The 18,621-nt window shown below is 42.1% G+C and carries 19 protein-coding genes; all 19 read right to left on the bottom strand.

Going from position 1 to position 18,621, the window contains the following annotated elements; genetic code table 11:
• Window positions 1-16 precede the first annotated feature (16 nt).
• Complete coding sequence (locus OHT75_RS14140; RefSeq protein WP_261298007.1) at window positions 17-739, bottom strand: RNA polymerase sigma factor FliA; 723 nt, start codon at window positions 737-739, stop codon at window positions 17-19.
• Window positions 732-1,613, bottom strand: a complete 882-nt coding sequence (locus tag OHT75_RS14135) for a MinD/ParA family protein (protein ID WP_264727791.1) — start codon at window positions 1,611-1,613, stop codon at window positions 732-734. Before OHT75_RS14135 ends, OHT75_RS14140 begins: the two co-directional genes overlap by 8 nt.
• A gap of 4 nt (window positions 1,614-1,617) precedes the next feature.
• On the bottom strand, window positions 1,618-3,009 hold the full coding sequence (gene flhF / locus OHT75_RS14130) for a flagellar biosynthesis protein FlhF (RefSeq protein WP_264727660.1): 1,392 nt from the start codon (window positions 3,007-3,009) through the stop codon (window positions 1,618-1,620).
• 28 nt (window positions 3,010-3,037) lie between these two features.
• Window positions 3,038-5,137 carry a flagellar biosynthesis protein FlhA gene (gene flhA, locus OHT75_RS14125; RefSeq protein ID WP_264727657.1) on the bottom strand — a complete coding sequence of 700 codons (2,100 nt, stop codon included), beginning with the start codon at window positions 5,135-5,137 and terminating at the stop codon, window positions 3,038-3,040.
• A gap of 86 nt (window positions 5,138-5,223) precedes the next feature.
• Entirely contained in the window at window positions 5,224-6,357 is a 1,134-nt protein-coding gene (gene flhB / locus OHT75_RS14120) for a flagellar biosynthesis protein FlhB (protein WP_264727655.1), read from the bottom strand.
• 11 nt (window positions 6,358-6,368) lie between these two features.
• Entirely contained in the window at window positions 6,369-7,172 is an 804-nt protein-coding gene (gene fliR / locus OHT75_RS14115) for a flagellar biosynthetic protein FliR (RefSeq protein ID WP_264727653.1), read from the bottom strand.
• A gap of 4 nt (window positions 7,173-7,176) precedes the next feature.
• Complete coding sequence (gene fliQ, locus OHT75_RS14110; RefSeq protein ID WP_264727650.1) at window positions 7,177-7,446, bottom strand: flagellar biosynthesis protein FliQ; 270 nt, start codon at window positions 7,444-7,446, stop codon at window positions 7,177-7,179.
• Window positions 7,447-7,454: 8 nt separating this feature from the next.
• The gene (gene fliP, locus OHT75_RS14105; protein ID WP_264727648.1) at window positions 7,455-8,213 is read right to left on the bottom strand and encodes a flagellar type III secretion system pore protein FliP; all 759 of its coding nucleotides are present in this window, start codon (window positions 8,211-8,213) and stop codon (window positions 7,455-7,457) included.
• Window positions 8,206-8,607, bottom strand: coding sequence for a flagellar biosynthetic protein FliO (gene fliO / locus OHT75_RS14100; protein ID WP_264727646.1), 402 nt, complete (start codon window positions 8,605-8,607; stop codon window positions 8,206-8,208). Before fliO ends, fliP begins: the two co-directional genes overlap by 8 nt.
• A 107-nt stretch (window positions 8,608-8,714) precedes the next feature.
• Complete coding sequence (fliN, locus tag OHT75_RS14095) at window positions 8,715-9,098, bottom strand: flagellar motor switch protein FliN (RefSeq protein ID WP_264727645.1); 384 nt, start codon at window positions 9,096-9,098, stop codon at window positions 8,715-8,717.
• Window positions 9,099-9,107: 9 nt separating this feature from the next.
• Complete coding sequence (fliM, locus tag OHT75_RS14090; RefSeq protein ID WP_264727643.1) at window positions 9,108-10,136, bottom strand: flagellar motor switch protein FliM; 1,029 nt, start codon at window positions 10,134-10,136, stop codon at window positions 9,108-9,110.
• A gap of 27 nt (window positions 10,137-10,163) precedes the next feature.
• A complete protein-coding gene (fliL, locus tag OHT75_RS14085) occupies window positions 10,164-10,694 on the bottom strand; it encodes a flagellar basal body-associated protein FliL (protein ID WP_264727641.1) in 531 nt (176 codons plus the stop codon).
• A gap of 91 nt (window positions 10,695-10,785) precedes the next feature.
• Window positions 10,786-12,333, bottom strand: a complete 1,548-nt coding sequence (locus tag OHT75_RS14080) for a flagellar hook-length control protein FliK (RefSeq protein ID WP_264727639.1) — start codon at window positions 12,331-12,333, stop codon at window positions 10,786-10,788.
• A 175-nt stretch (window positions 12,334-12,508) separates the two neighbouring features.
• Window positions 12,509-12,955, bottom strand: coding sequence for a flagellar export protein FliJ (gene fliJ, locus OHT75_RS14075; protein WP_264727637.1), 447 nt, complete (start codon window positions 12,953-12,955; stop codon window positions 12,509-12,511).
• Window positions 12,956-12,989: 34 nt separating this feature from the next.
• A complete protein-coding gene (gene fliI / locus OHT75_RS14070) occupies window positions 12,990-14,330 on the bottom strand; it encodes a flagellar protein export ATPase FliI (RefSeq protein WP_264727636.1) in 1,341 nt (446 codons plus the stop codon).
• Entirely contained in the window at window positions 14,299-15,396 is a 1,098-nt protein-coding gene (gene fliH / locus OHT75_RS14065) for a flagellar assembly protein FliH (protein ID WP_264727634.1), read from the bottom strand. Before fliH ends, fliI begins: the two co-directional genes overlap by 32 nt.
• A 46-nt stretch (window positions 15,397-15,442) precedes the next feature.
• A complete protein-coding gene (gene fliG, locus OHT75_RS14060; protein ID WP_264727632.1) occupies window positions 15,443-16,504 on the bottom strand; it encodes a flagellar motor switch protein FliG in 1,062 nt (353 codons plus the stop codon).
• On the bottom strand, window positions 16,497-18,176 hold the full coding sequence (gene fliF / locus OHT75_RS14055) for a flagellar basal-body MS-ring/collar protein FliF (protein WP_264727789.1): 1,680 nt from the start codon (window positions 18,174-18,176) through the stop codon (window positions 16,497-16,499). The genes fliG and fliF overlap by 8 nt, the downstream gene beginning before the upstream one ends.
• 65 nt (window positions 18,177-18,241) lie before the next feature.
• Window positions 18,242-18,595, bottom strand: a complete 354-nt coding sequence (fliE, locus tag OHT75_RS14050; protein ID WP_264727630.1) for a flagellar hook-basal body complex protein FliE — start codon at window positions 18,593-18,595, stop codon at window positions 18,242-18,244.
• Window positions 18,596-18,621 lie beyond the last annotated feature (26 nt).

Here is an 18,621-nt window from a genome sequence, read left to right as displayed (position 1 = left end):
GTGCTCAAATTAATAATTATTGTTGTTGTGTCCAATGCTTGAGCTTGCCTTTTAATCTAAGCATAGCCTGACTTAGTATCTGGCTTACCCTAGATTCGCTTACTTCAAGAATTGCACCAATTTCTTTTAAGTTTAACGCTTCGTCATAATATAACGACAGTACTAATGCATCTCTTTCTGGTAAGGTTTTAATTGCTTCCACCAGTGCTGACTTAAATTGCGTTTCAGCTAATGCGTCAAAATTTTCATCTGGTGTTTCATCTTCTGTAACAAGCACATCTTGTGAAACACCCAAATCTTCTATGCCTATGATTTTCCCAACAGAAACATCGTTTAAAATATGATGGTACTCATTGAGCGACATATCAAGTTTTTCTGCAATTTCTGTGTCACGAGCATCACGCCCCAGTGATTGTTCTAACTCATCAATCACTTGAGCTACACGGCGATTATTTCGATGAACAGAACGAGGAACCCAGTCCCCACGGCGAATTTCATCGATCATGGCACCGCGAATTCTGATCCCAGCAAAGGTTTCAAACTTCGCCCCTTTACTACCATCAAATTTTGATGATGCTTCAAGTAAGCCAATCATACCAGACTGTAACAAGTCATCTAACTGAACAGAAGCAGGTAATCTTGCCAACATGTGATGTGCAATTCTTTTTACCAGCGGAGCATACTGTTCAACAACGGATGTTTTATTATCGAACTGAGTATACGCAGCGGCTTTATTCACTCACTCTATCCTCTTGTTTTTCTTTACGCTGAACTAAACGTTCAACAAAAAACTCTAAATGACCACCGGGTTGCTGTGGTACTGGCCAGCTCATAATTTTGTTGGCTAAACCCTGGTATGCTATGGCTGCTGGTGACTTAGGATAAGCCTCAACAACCAATTTTTGTTTACGGACAGACTTACGAAGATTCTCATCAAATGGCACTGTGGCAACAAGCTCTAGGGCAACATCTAAAAATCTGTCTGTCACTTTACTGAGTTTAGCAAACAATTCCATTCCTTCTCGTAAACTGCGCACCATATTGGCCACAATTTTAAAATGGAATACGCCGTGTTCACGACTTAATATTTTTATCAGCGCATAAGCATCGGTAATTGACGTTGGTTCATCACACACCACGATCAATACGTCCTGAGATGCTCTAGAAAAACTCAGTACCATATCAGAAATGCCCGCTGCAGTATCGACAATTAAAATATCGAATTGCGTGCGCATCTCACTGAATGCGCGAATTAATCCGGCATGCTGTGCTTGAGTTAACTCTACCATTGCTTGAGTGCCTGATGTTGCTGGCACAATACCGATCCCTTTAGGACCTCTTACAATAATATCGTCTAATTCGGCATCACCCGACAAAACATGCGATAGGTTTTTCTCAGCACGAATGCCAAGCATCACATCGACGTTAGCCAAACCAAGATCCGCATCGAGCACTAAAACACGCTTCCCTTTTTCAGCTAAGGCGACGGCAGTGTTAATAGACACACTGGTTTTTCCCACCCCACCTTTACCACCGGATACGGCAATTACTTTAACTTTTTCGTTATTGGGTTGATTCATCATACGTAAACCACTTGCTTGATCACGGGTCATATTCTTACTCGAATGCATAAGCCATTTCATTAGACCATGCGGTTGTGTCTTGAGACGTTTGTTGTTCGGTTTCGTTCAGTGCGGCTAACGCTTGCTTAGCCAATGCTAAGGTATCTGCTACTTTCATGTCCTCTGGAACACGTTGGCCATCAGTCACATAGCTCAATGGTAACTCATTTTGGATAAGAACGCTCAATGCACCTGCAATTGATACCGATTCATCCAATTTAGTTAATATCGCACCGGCTAAAGGTATGCGTTTAAAGTGATTAACCGCATCTTGTAACACTCTACGCTGTCCTGTGGCTGACATCACCAAATAACTGCGAATTGGGATCCTACTGTTTGCCGTCAAATTATCAAGTTGTTGATAAAGACGCATGTCACGTTGCCCCATACCTGCGGTATCTATCAATACCAACTTACGATTTCTAAATTGATATAAAATTTGTTCAAGTTCAGCAAGATCATGTGCTTGCTTTACTGGACATCCCATTATTTTGCCATAAGTTGCTAATTGCTCATAGGCTCCAATACGATAATGGTCAGTTGTAATCAATGCAACTTGATCTGCACCATGGTGCGCAGCAAAACGGGCTGCAATTTTAGCTAATGATGTTGTTTTACCAACACCCGTAGGTCCAACAAAAGCAACAACGCCACCACGTTTGACAATATCATCACCTTGATTATCTAATAAATTAGCTAAACTTTGCGGTAATGATCTCACTAACTCAGCAGGATTATAGTGCTGACTGAGTGATGAAAGTCTTGCCGCCACGGGTGGCGAAAATTCAGCAGCAAGTAATTTACTTTCAAGCATAGCACCGACAGGATCTTTACGCTTTTTTTGATCACTCATTAATGAAGATACTTGATGAGTCAGCAAGTTACGTAATGAAGCCATTTCTTCACGAAGCGCATCAACCTCCGCTGAATTCACTTTATTATTTTTAACTGGCTTATCAAGTTGAGCTTGCTGGTATTGAGGCTTAGAAGGCTTTGATGCGGCCGTTGCGCCCTGTAACTGACGTGCCCATTCTGGTAATTCGGGGTCAATCTGTTGCGAAGGCGCTTGTTGGTTCAAACGACTTTGCTGCTTTTCTAATAACGCTTGTAAAGAATCTGCCACTGGAGGAGGACTGATTTTAGTTTGTGCTTTTATTGCAGGCTTGGTTGCCAGAGACACTTTGTCTTCACTTAAATCCATATAACCAGATGATGGCGCTTTCATGGCAACATTCGCTTTAGGTTCATCGTAATCAACGGCAGCAACAATCTCAATTCCGCCAGCTACTTTTTTATTAGACATAATAACAGCGTCAGAGCCAAGGGTTTCTTTCACTTGCGCTAATGCTGCACGCATATCTTTGGCAAAAAATCGTTTAATTTTCACTACGCACCTCTTTTATCTGACGTTATCACTATTGGCCGACGGCTGAAACAATGCGTATCTGCTTCTCATCTGGGATTTCTTGGTATGAAATCACCCTTAAATTTGGAATAGTGTATTTAACAAATCTTGACAGGGTTGAACGTAGCATACCTGATGTCAATAAAATGGCTGGTTGCCCCACCATTTCTTGCTTCTGTGAAGCATCTAATAATGACTGCTGCATACGTTCTGCTAGGCCTGGTTCAATATTTGGACCGTCACCGCCTGTCGCCTGCATAGACTTATGCAACATCTGTTCCAACTCTGGTGCCAAAGTAATGACTGGAATTTCTAATTCTGGGCCTGATATTTCTTGCACTATCATACGTTTTAACGCGATACGCACAGCAGCAGTAAGAACCTCGGTATCATTGCTCTTTGTGCCGTATTCTAATAATGTTTGCACAATGGTGCGTAAATCCCGTACCGACACCCCTTCATTCAATAGATTTTGCATTACCTTGACCACATTACCTAGCGACATAATATCAGGAATAAAGCCGTCGACTAGTTTAGGGGATTGTTTGGCTAACATATCCATTAATTGCTGAACTTCTTCATATCCTAATAGCTTGGCAGCATTGTTACTCAAAAGCTGACTGATATGTGTTGCGACCACGGTTGCGGTATCTACCACGGTATAACCTAGCGTTTGTGCATGTTCGCGCTGCTCTGGAGCAATCCAAACCGCTTCTAAGCCAAATGCGGGATCCGTGGTTTCAATGCCGTCTAATTTTCCGTAAACCTGTCCGGGATTAATGGCAAGTTCGCAGTCGTGTCTCACTTCGGCTTCGCCGACCACAACCCCCATTAACTGAATACGATATGAATTAGGTGAAAGGTCGAGATTGTCACGAATGTGTACAGCAGGCACTAAAAAACCCAGTTCTTGTGATAATTTTTTACGTACCCCTTTAATTCGGCTTAATAATTCTCCACCCTGGCCTTTATCAACTAAGGGGATCAGTCTATATCCAACCTCTAAGCCGATAGTATCAACATGACGAACATCATCCCAACTCAGTTCTTTAGGTTCTTTATCTTTAACATCAACCGGACCTTTCTTGACTAACTCTAATGCCTGAGCTTTTTTATCTTTTATACGTTTGTGAACAAAATAGGCTGCACCAGCGGTAATTGCAGCAAAACTTAAAAAAGCAACATGGGGCATACCAGGAACAATCCCCATCACAAATAACAAACCTGCTGCAATAGATAATGACTTTGGATTGTCAAACATTTGGCTCATCATCATCTGGCCCATATCACCAGATTCATTTTGACGCGTGACCATTAAGGCTGCGGCAATTGACAGTAATAGACCTGGTATTTGCGCCACCAGACCATCACCTATGGTCAATAAGGTATAAATTTCAACCGCACTTGAAAAATCAAGCCCATGTTGAACCATACCAATCATAAATCCGCCTAGTATGTTGATAACTAAGATCATAATACCTGCGATTGCATCACCTTTTACGAATTTTGACGCACCGTCCATCGCACCGTAGAAGTCAGCTTCACGTGTCACTTCTTCGCGGCGAATTCTCGCTTGCTCTTGATTTAAAATGCCAGCATTCAAATCGGCATCAATCGCCATTTGCTTACCTGGCATTGCATCTAACGTGAAACGCGCACTGACTTCAGAAATACGCCCTGCACCTTTAGTCACTACGGCAAAGTTAATAATAATTAGAATTAAAAACACAACTAAACCAACAGCATAGTTGCCACCAATTACCACTGAACCAAATGCCTCAATCACTTTACCGGCAGCGTCTGCGCCATTATGGCCTTCAAGTAATACAACCCGGGTTGAGGCAACGTTCAACGCTAACCTTAATAAGGTAGCAACCAGTAACACGGTGGGAAATGCAGCAAAATCGAGTGGTCTATCGGTATAAATCGCCACTAAAAGCACCACTAGCGCAAGTGCAATATTGAATGAAAACAGAATATCTAATAAAAATGGAGGGATAGGTAGAACGACCATACCCAGTGCGGCCAGCACTAGTATCGGCGTACCTATGCCTTTAAAAGTGGATAGTCTAATTTGTTTGAATTGCCCTAAAGCTGCTTTTGCATCCATTAACGAAGGCCTTTTACCGATGAGTTTTTGACACGTTCAAACAGTAAAAGCAAGAACTAAGCCAATCCGCAACATATCGGCAAGGATCAGTATTTTAAATCATCTGGGATCGGTTGTTTTAGCGGCACTGGCGTTGGGCGACGCCCTTTGCCTTTTTGATATTGTTTTAATTGGAATACATAAGCTAACACTTGCGCCACGGCAGTAAATAAGCCCTCAGGCACTTGTTGATCGACTTTAGTTGTGTGATATATCGCTCGCGCTAATGGCGGAGCTGAAACAATGGCAACATTATGTTCACGGGCGATTTCACGAATTTTAAACGCAACATCATCAACACCTTTAGCAATTAAAAATGGCGCTGATGAACGGCTAACATCGTATTTAACTGCTACGGCATAATGTTCAGGGTTTACCACAATCACATCGGCATTCGGGACTTCGGCCATCATACGTCTTTGTGCAATTTCACGCTGCATTTGCCTTACGCGCCCTTTAATTTCAGGCTGACCTTCTGAATCTTTATATTCATCTTTAATTTCTTGCTTGGTCATTTTAAGTTGTTTGTTATGATTCCAAATTTGGAAAGGCACATCAATCACAACAATTAATAGCATTGAAGAGCACAGTAAGATAAACATCCAGACTAGCAAGTCTAATGCATGGTAAACATTCCCCGGAAGATGATCGCTGGAAAGGGTTAAGATATCGTAAAAATAGATATCTAGTAGTAAATAAGCTGCCAATGCGACAACAGAGAATTTGGCAATACCTTTAGTTAATTCGACTAAAGCTTGGGTTCCAAACATACGTTTAAAACCACTCATCGGGTTCATTTTACTACCTTTAGGCATAAAAGCTTTGACTGAAAATGACATCCCACCTAGAACAATATTCCCTAAAAATGACACAAAAGCTAACAGGAGAATAAAGCTTAACAATGGCCACCCAAGCTCATTACCGACAACGCCCCATACGCGAAACATGGAGTTAGTATCGAATATTTGATCCCGCTCCATAGTAAAAATTTGTTTCATGACCGTATATAAACTGCTGGCGATAGCTGGCCCTGTCATAGCAAAGCCCACTGAAGCCGCCAACAAAACTGCAGCGGTTCCTAACTCTTTAGAGCGAGCAACCTGGCCTTTTTCACGCGCCTGTTCAAGGCGCTTACTAGTGGGTTCCTCTGTGCGTTCTTGACCGCTATCAGCCTCTGACATTTACAGCATCCTCAAAAAGTCACATTGCCATCAATTTGACATTGCAATTGTAAAATATCACACATCAACAACTGTGCAGCCAGCCAGACTTCATCAAAGTGAGCCATGATCGGACCTAATGTTAACCAAAGAATTAACAAGCCGCTGACCATAGTTACCGGAAAACCAATTGAGAAAATATTTAATTGGGGAGAGGCTCGCGTCATCACGCCAAATGATAAGTTAATCAATAATAAAGCAACAATGGCGGAAATAGACATGGTGAGCGCAGCGCCAAACATATAACCACCCCATTCGGCCAAACTTCTATAAGTGGATATATTAATCCCCTGATTTGACACTGGAATAGTCTCAAAACTGGCAACGACCATACGAAACATTAATAAATGACCATCTACCGCTAAAAAAATCAATGTCGCCAATAATAAGAATGTATTACTGACTACGGGTGTTTGTTCACCCGAACCAGGATCGACCATAGAGGCAAAACCCAAGCTGGTTTGCATACCAATAACTTGACCTGTTAATACAAAGGTTTGCATCATCATCAGACTCACAAACCCCATTGCAGTGCCAATTAAAATTTGTTGCAAGGTAATAAACACTGAACTAAGGGCAAACAACTCAACATTTTCAACGGGAGGAAGCACGGGCACAATAGCAAAAGTAAACGCCACTGAAAGCATTAACCTTACACGGGCAGGAGTGGTATTGGCACCAAACACTGTCATGGTCATTAACATGGCAGAAATACGAAAAAGCGGCCAAAGGTACATGGCGATTGTTTGACTGATTTCATCAAACAAAATGTCCATCAGATTACCCTATCACAACAGGAATTAAATTTACCATTTCGATAAAAAAATCAACCATAGTTTGTACTAACCAATGTCCTAAAAACATTAGCGCAAACAAGGTGACTAACAGTCGAGGTAAAAAACTTAAGGTCTGCTCGTTAATTGATGTTGCGGCTTGGAACACGGCAACCACCAGACCAATTGCTAAGCCGGGTAAAATGATAGCTGACACTATCAATACAATAATCGACAGGGCTTCACGAAAAATATCAATTAAGGATTCAGGAGACATATTTTCTCCTATATCCCAAAGCTGTTGGCTAAGGTTCCCATGACTAAACTCCAGCCATCAACCAATACAAACAGCATTATCTTAAAGGGTAATGACACAATCATTGGAGATAACATCATCATCCCCATTGCCATCAAAATACTCGCCACCACTAAATCTAATACCAAAAATGGCACGAATAACATAAAGCCTATTTGAAATGCGGTTTTTAACTCACTGGTAATGAACGCGGGAATAATGACGCTCATTGGCGCTTCTTCAGGAGATTTAATGTCTTTATAACCCGATATTTCAATGAAGGTTTTTAAATCCGTGGTCCTAACCTGAGATAACATAAACGCTTTTATCGGCTCTTTACCGACATCATAGGCTTGATTTAACGTCATCGACTCGTTCATGTAAGGTTCAACCGCTTCAGCATAAATTTTATCGAACACCGGCGCCATAATAAAAAAAGTCATGAACATACTTATGCCAATCAATACCTGATTGGATGGTGTTTGTTGTAACCCCAATGCCTGACGAAGAATAGACAACACTACAATGATACGGGTAAAAGACGTCAGCATAATAACCATTGCAGGAATAAAGCTCATCGCTGTCATTAACAGCAAAATTTGCATTGTCACTGAGTATTCGGTCGCCCCATCTGCACCTGTTGTGACCGTTAACGCGGGTAAAATCCCATCTTGAGCAACCGCGCTAGCAGACCAAATAGAGGCCGTGGCAATACAAACCCAAAATAGCACTAACAACCCTTTACTCATGATGACTTTCCTTAGCTTGTTGTAAATTTTTTGCAAATGAGTGGTTTGACGCTTCAATCGGTTGAGTTAATTTATCGAGGAGGTTTATTTGATGTGGCGTCACGCCTAAGAGGTATTGTTGTTGATTAATTTCAATGACCATCAGCTTTTCTTTTTGTCCAACTTGCGTCATTGCAATCGTTTTGATTAGTGCATTTTGACTCGGAACAAGATTAAGTCTTTTCACAATATAGGCAAGTAAAAAGATTAACGCGATAACGACGATTAATCCACCTAACATGTTCGCTAGGGTAGAGACATAACTTGTATTATTGCTAGACGAGACAATTTGTGAAGTTGTTGTATCTTCAATCGCTACAGCTGCATTAGATAAAAGCACAGTAAGATATGACACAATGAATCCTTGGATCAGACACCACTAAAATGTTTCAGCAACAAGATTAATCCAAAACACTAAAGTGGTGGTCATTACATAGAGATCAATAAAGTAATAAACTGATCTTATTTGAGTTTTTTAATCCGCTCTGTTTGACTAATGACATCAGTGAGTCGAATACCAAACTTATCATTGACCACAACCACTTCACCATGGGCAATCAAGGTGCCATTGACCATGACATCTAGCGGTTCACCTGCGACGCGGTCTAATTCGACTACTGAACCTTGGTTTAGTTGTAACAAGTTACGAATACTGATAAAACTCCGCCCGACTTCCATTGAAATAGTCACAGGAATATCAAGAATAGAATCTAGTTTTGCCGCATCTTCTTTCGAAAGAGGCTTGGAATCATCAACTAACTCATCAAGTTCAACTTGCTGAGCCTCTTCAATCGCTTGCTCAGCCATGGCAGCAGCCCAATCATCACCAGTATCTTCAGTACTCATCACTTCACCTTATAAATCTGAAATATCACGCGATTTACCTTTGCGTGTTACCAATTGTAATTCTGACTTAACCGTTTCTGGTCGTGGAATTTTTTCACTAATTTTTAATGCCAAATTATCGCGTGATTTACCTAACTTACAACGGTATGTAGGTAGATCTTCAATGCGCATCATAATGTATTCAGGTAATTCAATGGGAATAATATCACCCGCTTTAAAATCCATCACATCGCGAAGTTTTAATTCATGTTCAATAATATTTGCATCAAAGCCCACTTGCACATCCATGATTTCATCGCGTAAAGCCTGAGACCAGCGCATATCGGTATCTTGTTTATCGCTTTGTACCCCTGCATCCAGTAGCTCACGGATAGGTTCAATCATGGAATACGGCAAGGTAATATGGAAATCACCACCGCCGCCATCAACCTCAATATGGAAAGAGTTAATCACCACTACTTCCGTAGGGCTGACAATGTTAGCCATCGCGGGATTCACTTCAGAGTCTAAATATTCAAACTCAACATCCATCACTGGAGCCCAAGCATCTTTATAATCTTCAAATATAATTTTTAACAGTAACTGAACAATTCGGCGTTCTGTTGGAGTAAATTCTCGGCCTTCAATTTTGGCATGAAAACGACCATCTCCGCCGAAAAAGTTGTCCACTAAAATAAACACCAAACGCGCTTCCATGGTGATTAACGCCGTACCTTTTAATGGACTAAAACGCACCATATTTAAACTAGTAGGCACAAACAGAGTGTGGACATACTCGCCAAACTTCAGCATTTGTACGCCATTAATTGACACTTCAGCTGCGCGGCGCATCATATTAAACATGCTGATCCGCAAATGACGCGCAAACCGTTCATTGACAATTTCCAGCGTTGGCATGCGGCCACGAACAATTCGGTCTTGAGATGAAAAGTCATACGACCTTGCATCATCACCACCGATATCTACGTCATCTTCATCAACATCATCAACTCCATGAAGAAGCGCATCAATTTCGTCTTGGCTTAATAAATCACTCACATCATCACCTTAACTATCCTGTCAGGATTACTGCATTACAAAACCGGTAAATAATACTTTCTCAACTACAGTTTTACCGGTTATGGATTGCAATGTATTTTGCACGCTTAACAGTGCTAATTGACGCATTTCGTCTTTACCGGCTTGCGTACTCAATTTCTGAACATCAGCACCACTAAAGGTGGTTAATAAAGCATCTTCAATTAATGGGATGTGTTTTTTTACTGTCGTTTCATCATCCGTTCCACGGACCATTAACTGGACTTTAATTTCAACTAAACGTGCTCGGTCAACCCCAGGTAAATTGAACAAAAATGGTCTTGGCATGCCGACATAATTAGCTTCAAGTCCAGCAGACTTTGACGCCATTTGCTCAGTGGAACCCGCTGCAGACTCACTGGGCTCAGCTGCAACAGATTGCTCGTCAGAACCCAGAAAAAACCATGCTCCGACACCAATAAGGATTGCGACAACAATGCCAATACCACCAAAAAGGATTAGTTTATTACCCTTTTTAGGTTCGGTATTTGTTTCATTAAGTTCTAATTCTTCAGCCATTACACTTCCTAACACGTTTAAGCGATATACCAGAGGTTAATTATATTGAGTATTAACACAATACATAACAATATCTCTATAGGTTACCGACTTAAGCGTAATAATCTATACCTGATTGCAAACTCTCTGAATCATTTTGAAACATTGAATGCTCTAATGCTGAATTTTCATCCAAATCATGCTGTTGACTTGTGCCTTGCGATGATTCTTGCGATTGACCATCTCGACCGCCACCACCTTGAGACACCTGACTATCAGCAAGCTGTAATCCCTCTTGAGCCAACATTTCCCTTAAACGCGGAATAGCTTGCTCAATTAAATCTCTGGTTTGAGTTTGGGCAACATGGAATTGCACTTGTGTTTGATCACCATGAACCTGAATTTTGACCATTAAATGGCCAAGTTCAGGTGGATCTAAACGTATCTCAGCCTGCTGAATACCATTGCTTACCATGGTAATTAGTTGCTGTTTCATGACGGGAGAAAAACGCTGGATCATCTCCTGCATTTGCACTTGTGACTCGCCATGCTGTTTTAATGCTAGTTGAAATTGAGGGACATCACTTTTATGAATGGGAGTAAAACTACTTTGATTTTGCAAAGCCTTAGTATCAACACTTTCTTCTACTGTAGAAAGTCCATCAAAGTTTAAGGTTTTATCAAGCGTTTCTGTAGTAACGCCCGCTGCAGCAACATTAGGTTTAATCAGCTCAACCGAAAGCTGAGTTTTATTAGTAGCATCTACTTTAGGTGTGATACCTGTGCTCGGTGAATCAGTCGCTGTACCTAAAATATTTACTTTATCGCCAGTTGAAGATGCTGCAATCGATGATTGATTTTGTTTTCCAAACAAATCAGCGGCCAACTTGTCTGCAGCAATCACTTTATTGACATCTTTTTCCGAACTCAAGCCCGATGTAACTTGAGTGACTTGAGCAACTTGTATCGCTTTATCAGCATCAACCCAATCCACCTCTACTGAATCAACAATGGATTTATCAATCACTGGAGATTGTAAGTTAAAGTCATCGACTATTTTAGCTAAATCATCATATGATAACGAAACCAGCTCCGCTTCAGTTAGCGAGGAAAACGTCATAAGCTGTTCCAGTTGGGATGTTGGTAAAGAAGCTATATAAGAAGAGTTCAACTCTTCCGCTAAAGGGGGCTGAATCGTTGTAATAGATAACTCATCAACTATCGTTTCTATGTCTGATGTCGCCGCTAAATCTTGTGGTTCTAAGGCAAAAGCGGCATCGGATATTGGCAACAATGCTGAGTCTAAGGCCACTTCATCTGGCATCATCTCTACATTCGATGCTATTTCGTCATGCGGCAAGATTTTTCCGTCAGCTTTTACTTTGTCAAATGACAACGCCATATCTAGCTGTGCGAATACAAGGGCTACATCGCCTTCATCTAAAGGTTCAGACAAGTCGAGCTCTGCATTTATTATGTCTGAGTGTTCTGAGGACTTTTTAGTGTCTGCAATATCGGCATTTTGAAATGATGATGTCTGACGAGCTTGATTAAAGACAGAAAGGAATGACTGATTATCAGATACTTGCATGGTATCTTTTACTTGCGAGGACTTATTTGTATTGTTACCCGCTAAAAGAATATTGCTCATCTGTTGCATGCTATATGCTCCGCAAACTCAACCTAAAAAATAAATTAATCGTCGTTTCGTATAAAATTTTTAGTTAAAAAAACACCGTAAAATAAAATGAGAAACGTCACTTCACTGACGATTAACTGTAATATAGGTAGTATTAAGCAAAATAGATGCCAATTACATATTGAGGATTAAGGCGTTATTTGTCACGGCGTTGGCGAATGTATTGTTGCATTGCAAATTCATCTGCCATTTTTTGTTCACGTCTAGATTCAGCAATTTGGGCTTTTTGGGCTTTTTGGGCGAGTAACATCTCGATGGCTTTACGTTTTTGCTGTTTTTCCAGCCAATGTGTTTGGCGGTAACCCACTTGTTGTTCAGCATCTTTAACGGCTGCGACTTGCTGAATAATGGCGTTATCAACTTGCTTAATAAATTGATGGAATTGATGATATTGATTAGCGCTTAAGCTTTGACCTTGCTGGCCCTTCATTTGTTTCATGTAGTCAAGGCGGTAATTATTTAACGCATCTAATTGACCTTGTCTTTTTTGTTTTTCAAATTGAGCCGATTTAAGCTGCATTGCAGCTTGCTCTTCTGCTTCAGTCGCTAATTTAAGCACAGTGTTTAATGGATCGCTTGCCATGCTCTTTCCCTAATACCATTGAACAATGAAAAGATTAATTCTGACATTGGCCAGCTATTTGGCTCATCATAAGGGCACTATTTTCAAAGTTAATGGCTTCTTTAAAACCTTGACGTAAAAACGCATTCATTGCGGGTTGCAATCTAATGGCATTATCAATTCGAGGGTCACTGCCTTGTGAATAAGCCCCAATGGAAATCAGGTCACGATTTTGTTGATATAAAGAATACATTTGTTTTACACGGCGCATCGCTTCTAAATGTTCAGCGCTAATCACCATCGGCGCGACACGACTAATGGATTGTTCAATATCGATAGCGGGATAATGGCCTGAGTCAGCCAAACGGCGAGATAACACGATATGACCGTCTAAAATTGCGCGCGATGCGTCTGCAATGGGATCTTGTTGATCATCACCTTCAGTTAACACCGTGTAAAATGCGGTAATTGAACCTTGTCCAGGTCCCCCATTACCTGCACGTTCTACTAATCTAGGCAATTTAGCAAATACCGAAGGCGGATAGCCTTTGGTTGCAGGCGGCTCACCAATAGCTAAGGCAACTTCACGCTGCGCTTGGGCATAACGGGTTAAGCTATCCATCAATAGCAGTACGTTGTAGCCTAAGTCGCGAAAATATTCTGCTATTCTAGTCGAGGTTTCACATGCCCTAAGACGCATGAGTGGAGAGGTATCTGCAGGAGCCGCCACAACAACGGAACGCGCACGCCCCTCATCGCCTAAAATTTCTTCAATAAACTCTTTGACTTCGCGGCCACGCTCGCCCACTAGACCAACAACAATCACATCGGCATTCGACCCGCGAGTCATCATGCCTAACAGCACACTTTTACCCACGCCAGAACCGGCAAATAACCCCATACGCTGACCTTTGCCCACGGTTAACATAGCATTAATCGTGCGAACGCCAACATCTAAAGGTTCGGTTATCGCGCGGCGAGAAAGTGGGTTGATATAAGGCGGATGGCGAGAGGCTTGCTCATTGGTTGTTAACGGTCCAAGTCCATCTAAGGGTTGACCACTGCCATCGAGCACGCGGCCTAATAGGCTTAACCCAACACTTAAACCAGATTGCTCACCTAAAGGCTGTACACGTGCACCTGGTAATACCCCACGCAGTTCTTCGACTGGCATTAAATAGAGTAATTTATCATCAAAACCTACGACTTCAGCAATCAATTCACCGACCATGGTTTCTATCGAACACAAACTCCCCACAGGCGCTCTGCATCCGGTTGCTTCTAGTGTTAAGCCAACAACACGCACTAACTGACCACTGGCAATGGGTCTCAGTGGCACAACACTTTGATGATGAACTTTGAGTTTATTCAGTAATTGATGTTGACGGTTTATCATCGACCTCACCTTGCTCATCTGCATCCGCGGCGTTATCGCTATTGAGCATGCCACTCTCATCTGAGGCGCAATTAAGTTGCTCGCCCTTCGCTTGGTGTGGCGCTGTCTCAGAATGCCTAACTGACGTGTCATTTAGGTCGTGAGCTATGCCGGCGTCTTCTGCCTGCTTCACTTCACTAGCTTGCTCATCTTGATTGTCGTTTTTGGTGAATGCAGTGGCTAAATCATCCACTGCCGTTGAGCGGTAAACACTATCATCCTGTTTAGCAAGGTTGACTTGGTGACTAAGTTGCAAAGACTGTGCGTCCAAATGAGTAAAAATCTGTTCAATGCGCTGTGCTAAGGTTAAATTAACCGTGGAACGCAAACTTTCAATAAACACATCACCTTGAGATAAGCTAGGATCGCTTTCTAACACCCAATCATTTTGAGTTAATTGAGCTTGGCCGTATAGGGTTGTCACTAAATTGACATCTTCAGGGTGCAATCTTACTTTTACACGTTGATCTTTTATGGGTAACGCATCAACACCTTGACGAATTGTCGCAGCAATATGTTCTGGGTGCATTTTTAATTCTTGCTGCACAACGGCTTTAGCAAGTGACAGTGTCATTGCCAGTAATTCGGCTTCCACCTCGGCATCTAATACTGCTAAAGGCTGTTCAAATTGGTTTATTAACTGCGTAAATTGAGCGATTAATTGCTCAGCCTTCAATGTACCGGCTTCATGACCTTGCATTTCGCCCTGAGCAAATCCCTCTTCATGCCCTTGGGCTAAACCTTCCAACCGGCCTTGCTCTAATCCTTGTTGAAAACCATCTTGCTTACCTTGTTCAAAACCTTCTCGCTCAGCATCAGCTCTGATCTGTTCAATCTGGGCCATTGTGGGCATTTTGACCGCTTGTTCTACCGCAGGTGCAGATGATTGGTAGGTGCCAGCTTTTTTACCGTATAAATTTGAAGGCTTATCGGCATTATCAAGAGTCACATCCGGCAATTGCCAATGGCTGAACTCATGTTCATCCTCAGCATTTAACACTTTTTTGGATATTTTTGAGTCTGTCATAGTTCAACCAATTTAAAATGCCTATCTAATGATATTTTCACAGTGATTAAAGGAACTCTTCTCCACCACCGCCACCCAGCATGATTTCACCGCTATCAGATAATCGTCTGGCAATCGATAAAATTTCTTTTTGTGCCACTTCAACTTCACTGATACGAATAGGCCCCATTGCTTCAAGATCATCACGCAACAATTCCGCAGCACGCTTAGACATGTTGCCCAAAATTTTCTCTTTTAAGGCTTCATCAGCACCTTTAAGCGCCTTCATTAATACATCTTGCTGAACATCACGTAAAAGTGCTTGAATACCTCTGTCGTCGACATCAATAAGATTTTCAAATACAAACATCATATCCTGAATCTGCTGGGCCATTTCTTCATCAGACTCACGCATGGTTTCCATAATCTGACTTTCAACACCAGTATCAAGGTAGTTCATAATATTCGCTGCAGCTTTTAAGCCACCCATTTTGGCTGCTTGCGCACCGCCCTGACCAGCAAACTGTTTCTCCATGATGTCGTTTAACTCTTGCAATGCCGCGGGTTGAACTTCTTCAAGGTTAGCAATTCGCATCATCAAATCAAGACGGGTGTTTTCGGGGAATTGACTAAAAATTTCTGCGGCTTGATCGGGTTCCAAATAAGATAAAACAATGGTTTGGATCTGTGGATGCTCATTTTGAATAATGGTTGCCACTTGGCGTGCATCCATCCACTTTAAGGAGTCTAACCCTTTGGCACCACTGCCCATGATGATTTGTTCAATTAAATTACCTGCTTTATCTTCACCCAATGCGGCGGTTAATGCTTTACGCACAAACTCTTCACTGTTGAAGCCAATAGAGGAAAATTTTTGAATATCATCTAAAAACAGTTTATGCACCCCAATCACTTTCTCTTGACCGAAATCTTGCATGGCCGCCATAGACATACCGACTTTTTGCACTTGTTTTGGTTCAAGGTGCTTTAGAATTGACGCGGCATCAGCTTCGCTCAAACTCAGCAACAAAATAGCTGTTTTTTCGATACCCGATAAAGAATCAGGATCAAAAGCGCCTTTTTCAGCCTTGTCGACTTTCTCTACTTTCTCTTCTTTTCGATTAGCCATTGTCTTGTAACCAGTTTTTAACTACTTGAGTGGATAATTCAGGCTCATTTGCAACCAGCGCACGAATCGCCTTAATCATATCATCATCTTTATGTAAATTAGGGATAAGAATTGAACCGTCATCGGCATAACTGTATTCGGCTTCTTTACTGTTTAACATCCCTAAGGTATCTGCTGCATATTGATCTTCAATCTCTGCAAGTTCATGCCCTAAACGCACATCTTCAGGCATATTAACACCTTCAGGGTTAATAAGACGTTTAAGCATCGGACGTACAACAGTTAAAATCAGTACCAACACAACTAACGCACCTAACACCAACTTGATAGCTCGCCAAAACCAAGGCTGCTCCCACATATCTGGCTCAGGTAACTCTTCCATTAACTGATCCATAAAGGGGACAGTAACAACCTCTAGCGCATCACCACGTTGGCTGCTAAAACCAACTGCGCCTTCTAACAATCGACGAATATTGGTGAGCTCTTGTTCCGTTCGTGGTACTCGTGTAACCGCGCCGTCTTCGCCTACGGGGCCGGGTTTAAAGTCCAGCGCAACAGACACACTGACTCTGCGTACCTGACCAACCTGCTGACGCGTATGGCTAATGGTAGTGTCATGATCAAAGTTACGAGTCGCTTCTCTGTGAGTGTCAGAAGATTTGGTGGTTTCAGTCGCGCCACCGGCTTCCATCGGTATATCAGCATCCATAGGCGGCTGGTTTGTCAGAGCGCCAGGAATGCCACCAGTACTGCCACCTGAAGAGTTACTTTCGATGGTCATTTCGCTTCTTAGGGCGGGCAAATCTGGATCAAAACGCTTTGATGTCTGTTCTACGGCAGTAAAATCCATATTAACATCAACTTGCGAAGTATAATTTTCAGGCCCAAGAATTGGCATTAAAATAGAGTCAATTTTTTTACGGTATTCGGCTTCTTTTTGTTGCACAATTTCTAATTCACGACGTGCACGAGCAGAAGCGCCATCTTGACTACCCGAATTTAATAAACGTCCATTGGAGTCTGTCACTGTCACCCGAGCAGGTTCAAGTCCTTGTACTGCTGAGCCAACGATATCAACAATCGCATCAACTTCTTCTTGTCCTAAACCGCCTCTGCGAAGACTTACAACCACAGTTGCACTGGGTTTGGAGGCATTTCTGGCAAACACATTCTCTTTAGGTAGTGCCAGAATCACTTTTGCGCGACTAACACTTTTTAGCTCTTCAATGGTGCGGGCAAGATTTAATTCTTGGCTATGCTTCAAGCGAGCTTGTTCCATCCGCTGACTCACGCCAAAGCCGCTATCTTTACTTAAATAGTCATCACTTTGAGTACTGCTTTCAATGCCTGCTCTACTGAGCAATAATTTCACATCTTGATATTGATCTTCGGGTACTTTCACCACATCAACGTTGATTTGGTATTTGATTTTGTTTTTATCCAAAACGTCCAACACTTGGATCATTTCAGACGTTTCCATCTTACCCAGCGGACGATATTCAGGTTCCTGCGCCCACATCATAATAATCACGGCTAGCGCTAAACAAACCGCTAACGCCAATATCATGGTCACTTGACGCATCATATCGGCACCGCCCATGTTGCTCAGCAAGCCAGATTTATTCTCTTGCTGAATGCCGCCATTAAGTGCTGCATCTGAACCTACCATTATGTCTGTGCTCACAATATGCCCCTACTGTTATTCTTTTTCATCAGCTAGCCGGTGTTAGTGATCGGTTAAACCGGCATACTCATAATTTCTTTATAAGCTTCAACCAATTTATTCCTCACCTGTACGGTTGCCTCAAATGCCACTCCCGATTTTTCACGGGCAATAACCGTATCAGACAAGGTCACCGTTGAGTCGCCCATATCTAGGCGTGTCGCTAAATTTGATGAGGTTTGCTGCAAGCCACTAACATGCCCCACAGCTTGTGAGAGCAGCTGACCAAAATCAGCACCGCTGGTGTTATTGACTTGCTGAGTTAAATTAGGACGAATGATCGAGTCCATACTCGAACCATTAGAAGGTGTAATCGCGCCACGAAGCGACTGCATTTCTTGAAGTAATGGATTGGCGTTAATCTGCATGCTGAACTCCCATTCGTCGATTATTT

It is taken from the genome of Shewanella subflava (assembly GCF_025971955.1).
GTDB lineage: Bacteria > Pseudomonadota > Gammaproteobacteria > Enterobacterales > Shewanellaceae > Shewanella > Shewanella subflava.
The sequence above is the reverse complement of the archived record's forward strand: the minus strand, read 5'-3'. Positions and strand labels throughout refer to the sequence as shown.

What these genes read in the sequence shown, in the direction of transcription:
- fliG (WP_264727632.1), bottom strand. Translation starts at nt 16,504, where the DNA reads ATGGCTAATCGAAAAGAAGAGAAAGTAGAGAAAGTCGACAAGGCTGAA.
- fliP (WP_264727648.1), bottom strand. Translation starts at nt 8,213, where the DNA reads ATGAGTAAAGGGTTGTTAGTGCTATTTTGGGTTTGTATTGCCACGGCC.
- fliQ (WP_264727650.1), bottom strand. Translation starts at nt 7,446, where the DNA reads ATGTCTCCTGAATCCTTAATTGATATTTTTCGTGAAGCCCTGTCGATT.
- fliJ (WP_264727637.1), bottom strand. Translation starts at nt 12,955, where the DNA reads ATGGCAAGCGATCCATTAAACACTGTGCTTAAATTAGCGACTGAAGCA.
- flhB (WP_264727655.1), bottom strand. Translation starts at nt 6,357, where the DNA reads ATGTCAGAGGCTGATAGCGGTCAAGAACGCACAGAGGAACCCACTAGT.
- OHT75_RS14135 (WP_264727791.1), bottom strand. Translation starts at nt 1,613, where the DNA reads ATGACCCGTGATCAAGCAAGTGGTTTACGTATGATGAATCAACCCAAT.
- fliR (WP_264727653.1), bottom strand. Translation starts at nt 7,172, where the DNA reads ATGGACATTTTGTTTGATGAAATCAGTCAAACAATCGCCATGTACCTT.
- fliI (WP_264727636.1), bottom strand. Translation starts at nt 14,330, where the DNA reads ATGATAAACCGTCAACATCAATTACTGAATAAACTCAAAGTTCATCAT.
- OHT75_RS14080 (WP_264727639.1), bottom strand. Translation starts at nt 12,333, where the DNA reads ATGCAACAGATGAGCAATATTCTTTTAGCGGGTAACAATACAAATAAG.
- flhA (WP_264727657.1), bottom strand. Translation starts at nt 5,137, where the DNA reads ATGGATGCAAAAGCAGCTTTAGGGCAATTCAAACAAATTAGACTATCC.
- fliN (WP_264727645.1), bottom strand. Translation starts at nt 9,098, where the DNA reads ATGAGTACTGAAGATACTGGTGATGATTGGGCTGCTGCCATGGCTGAG.
- fliE (WP_264727630.1), bottom strand. Translation starts at nt 18,595, where the DNA reads ATGCAGATTAACGCCAATCCATTACTTCAAGAAATGCAGTCGCTTCGT.
- fliL (WP_264727641.1), bottom strand. Translation starts at nt 10,694, where the DNA reads ATGGCTGAAGAATTAGAACTTAATGAAACAAATACCGAACCTAAAAAG.
- fliH (WP_264727634.1), bottom strand. Translation starts at nt 15,396, where the DNA reads ATGACAGACTCAAAAATATCCAAAAAAGTGTTAAATGCTGAGGATGAA.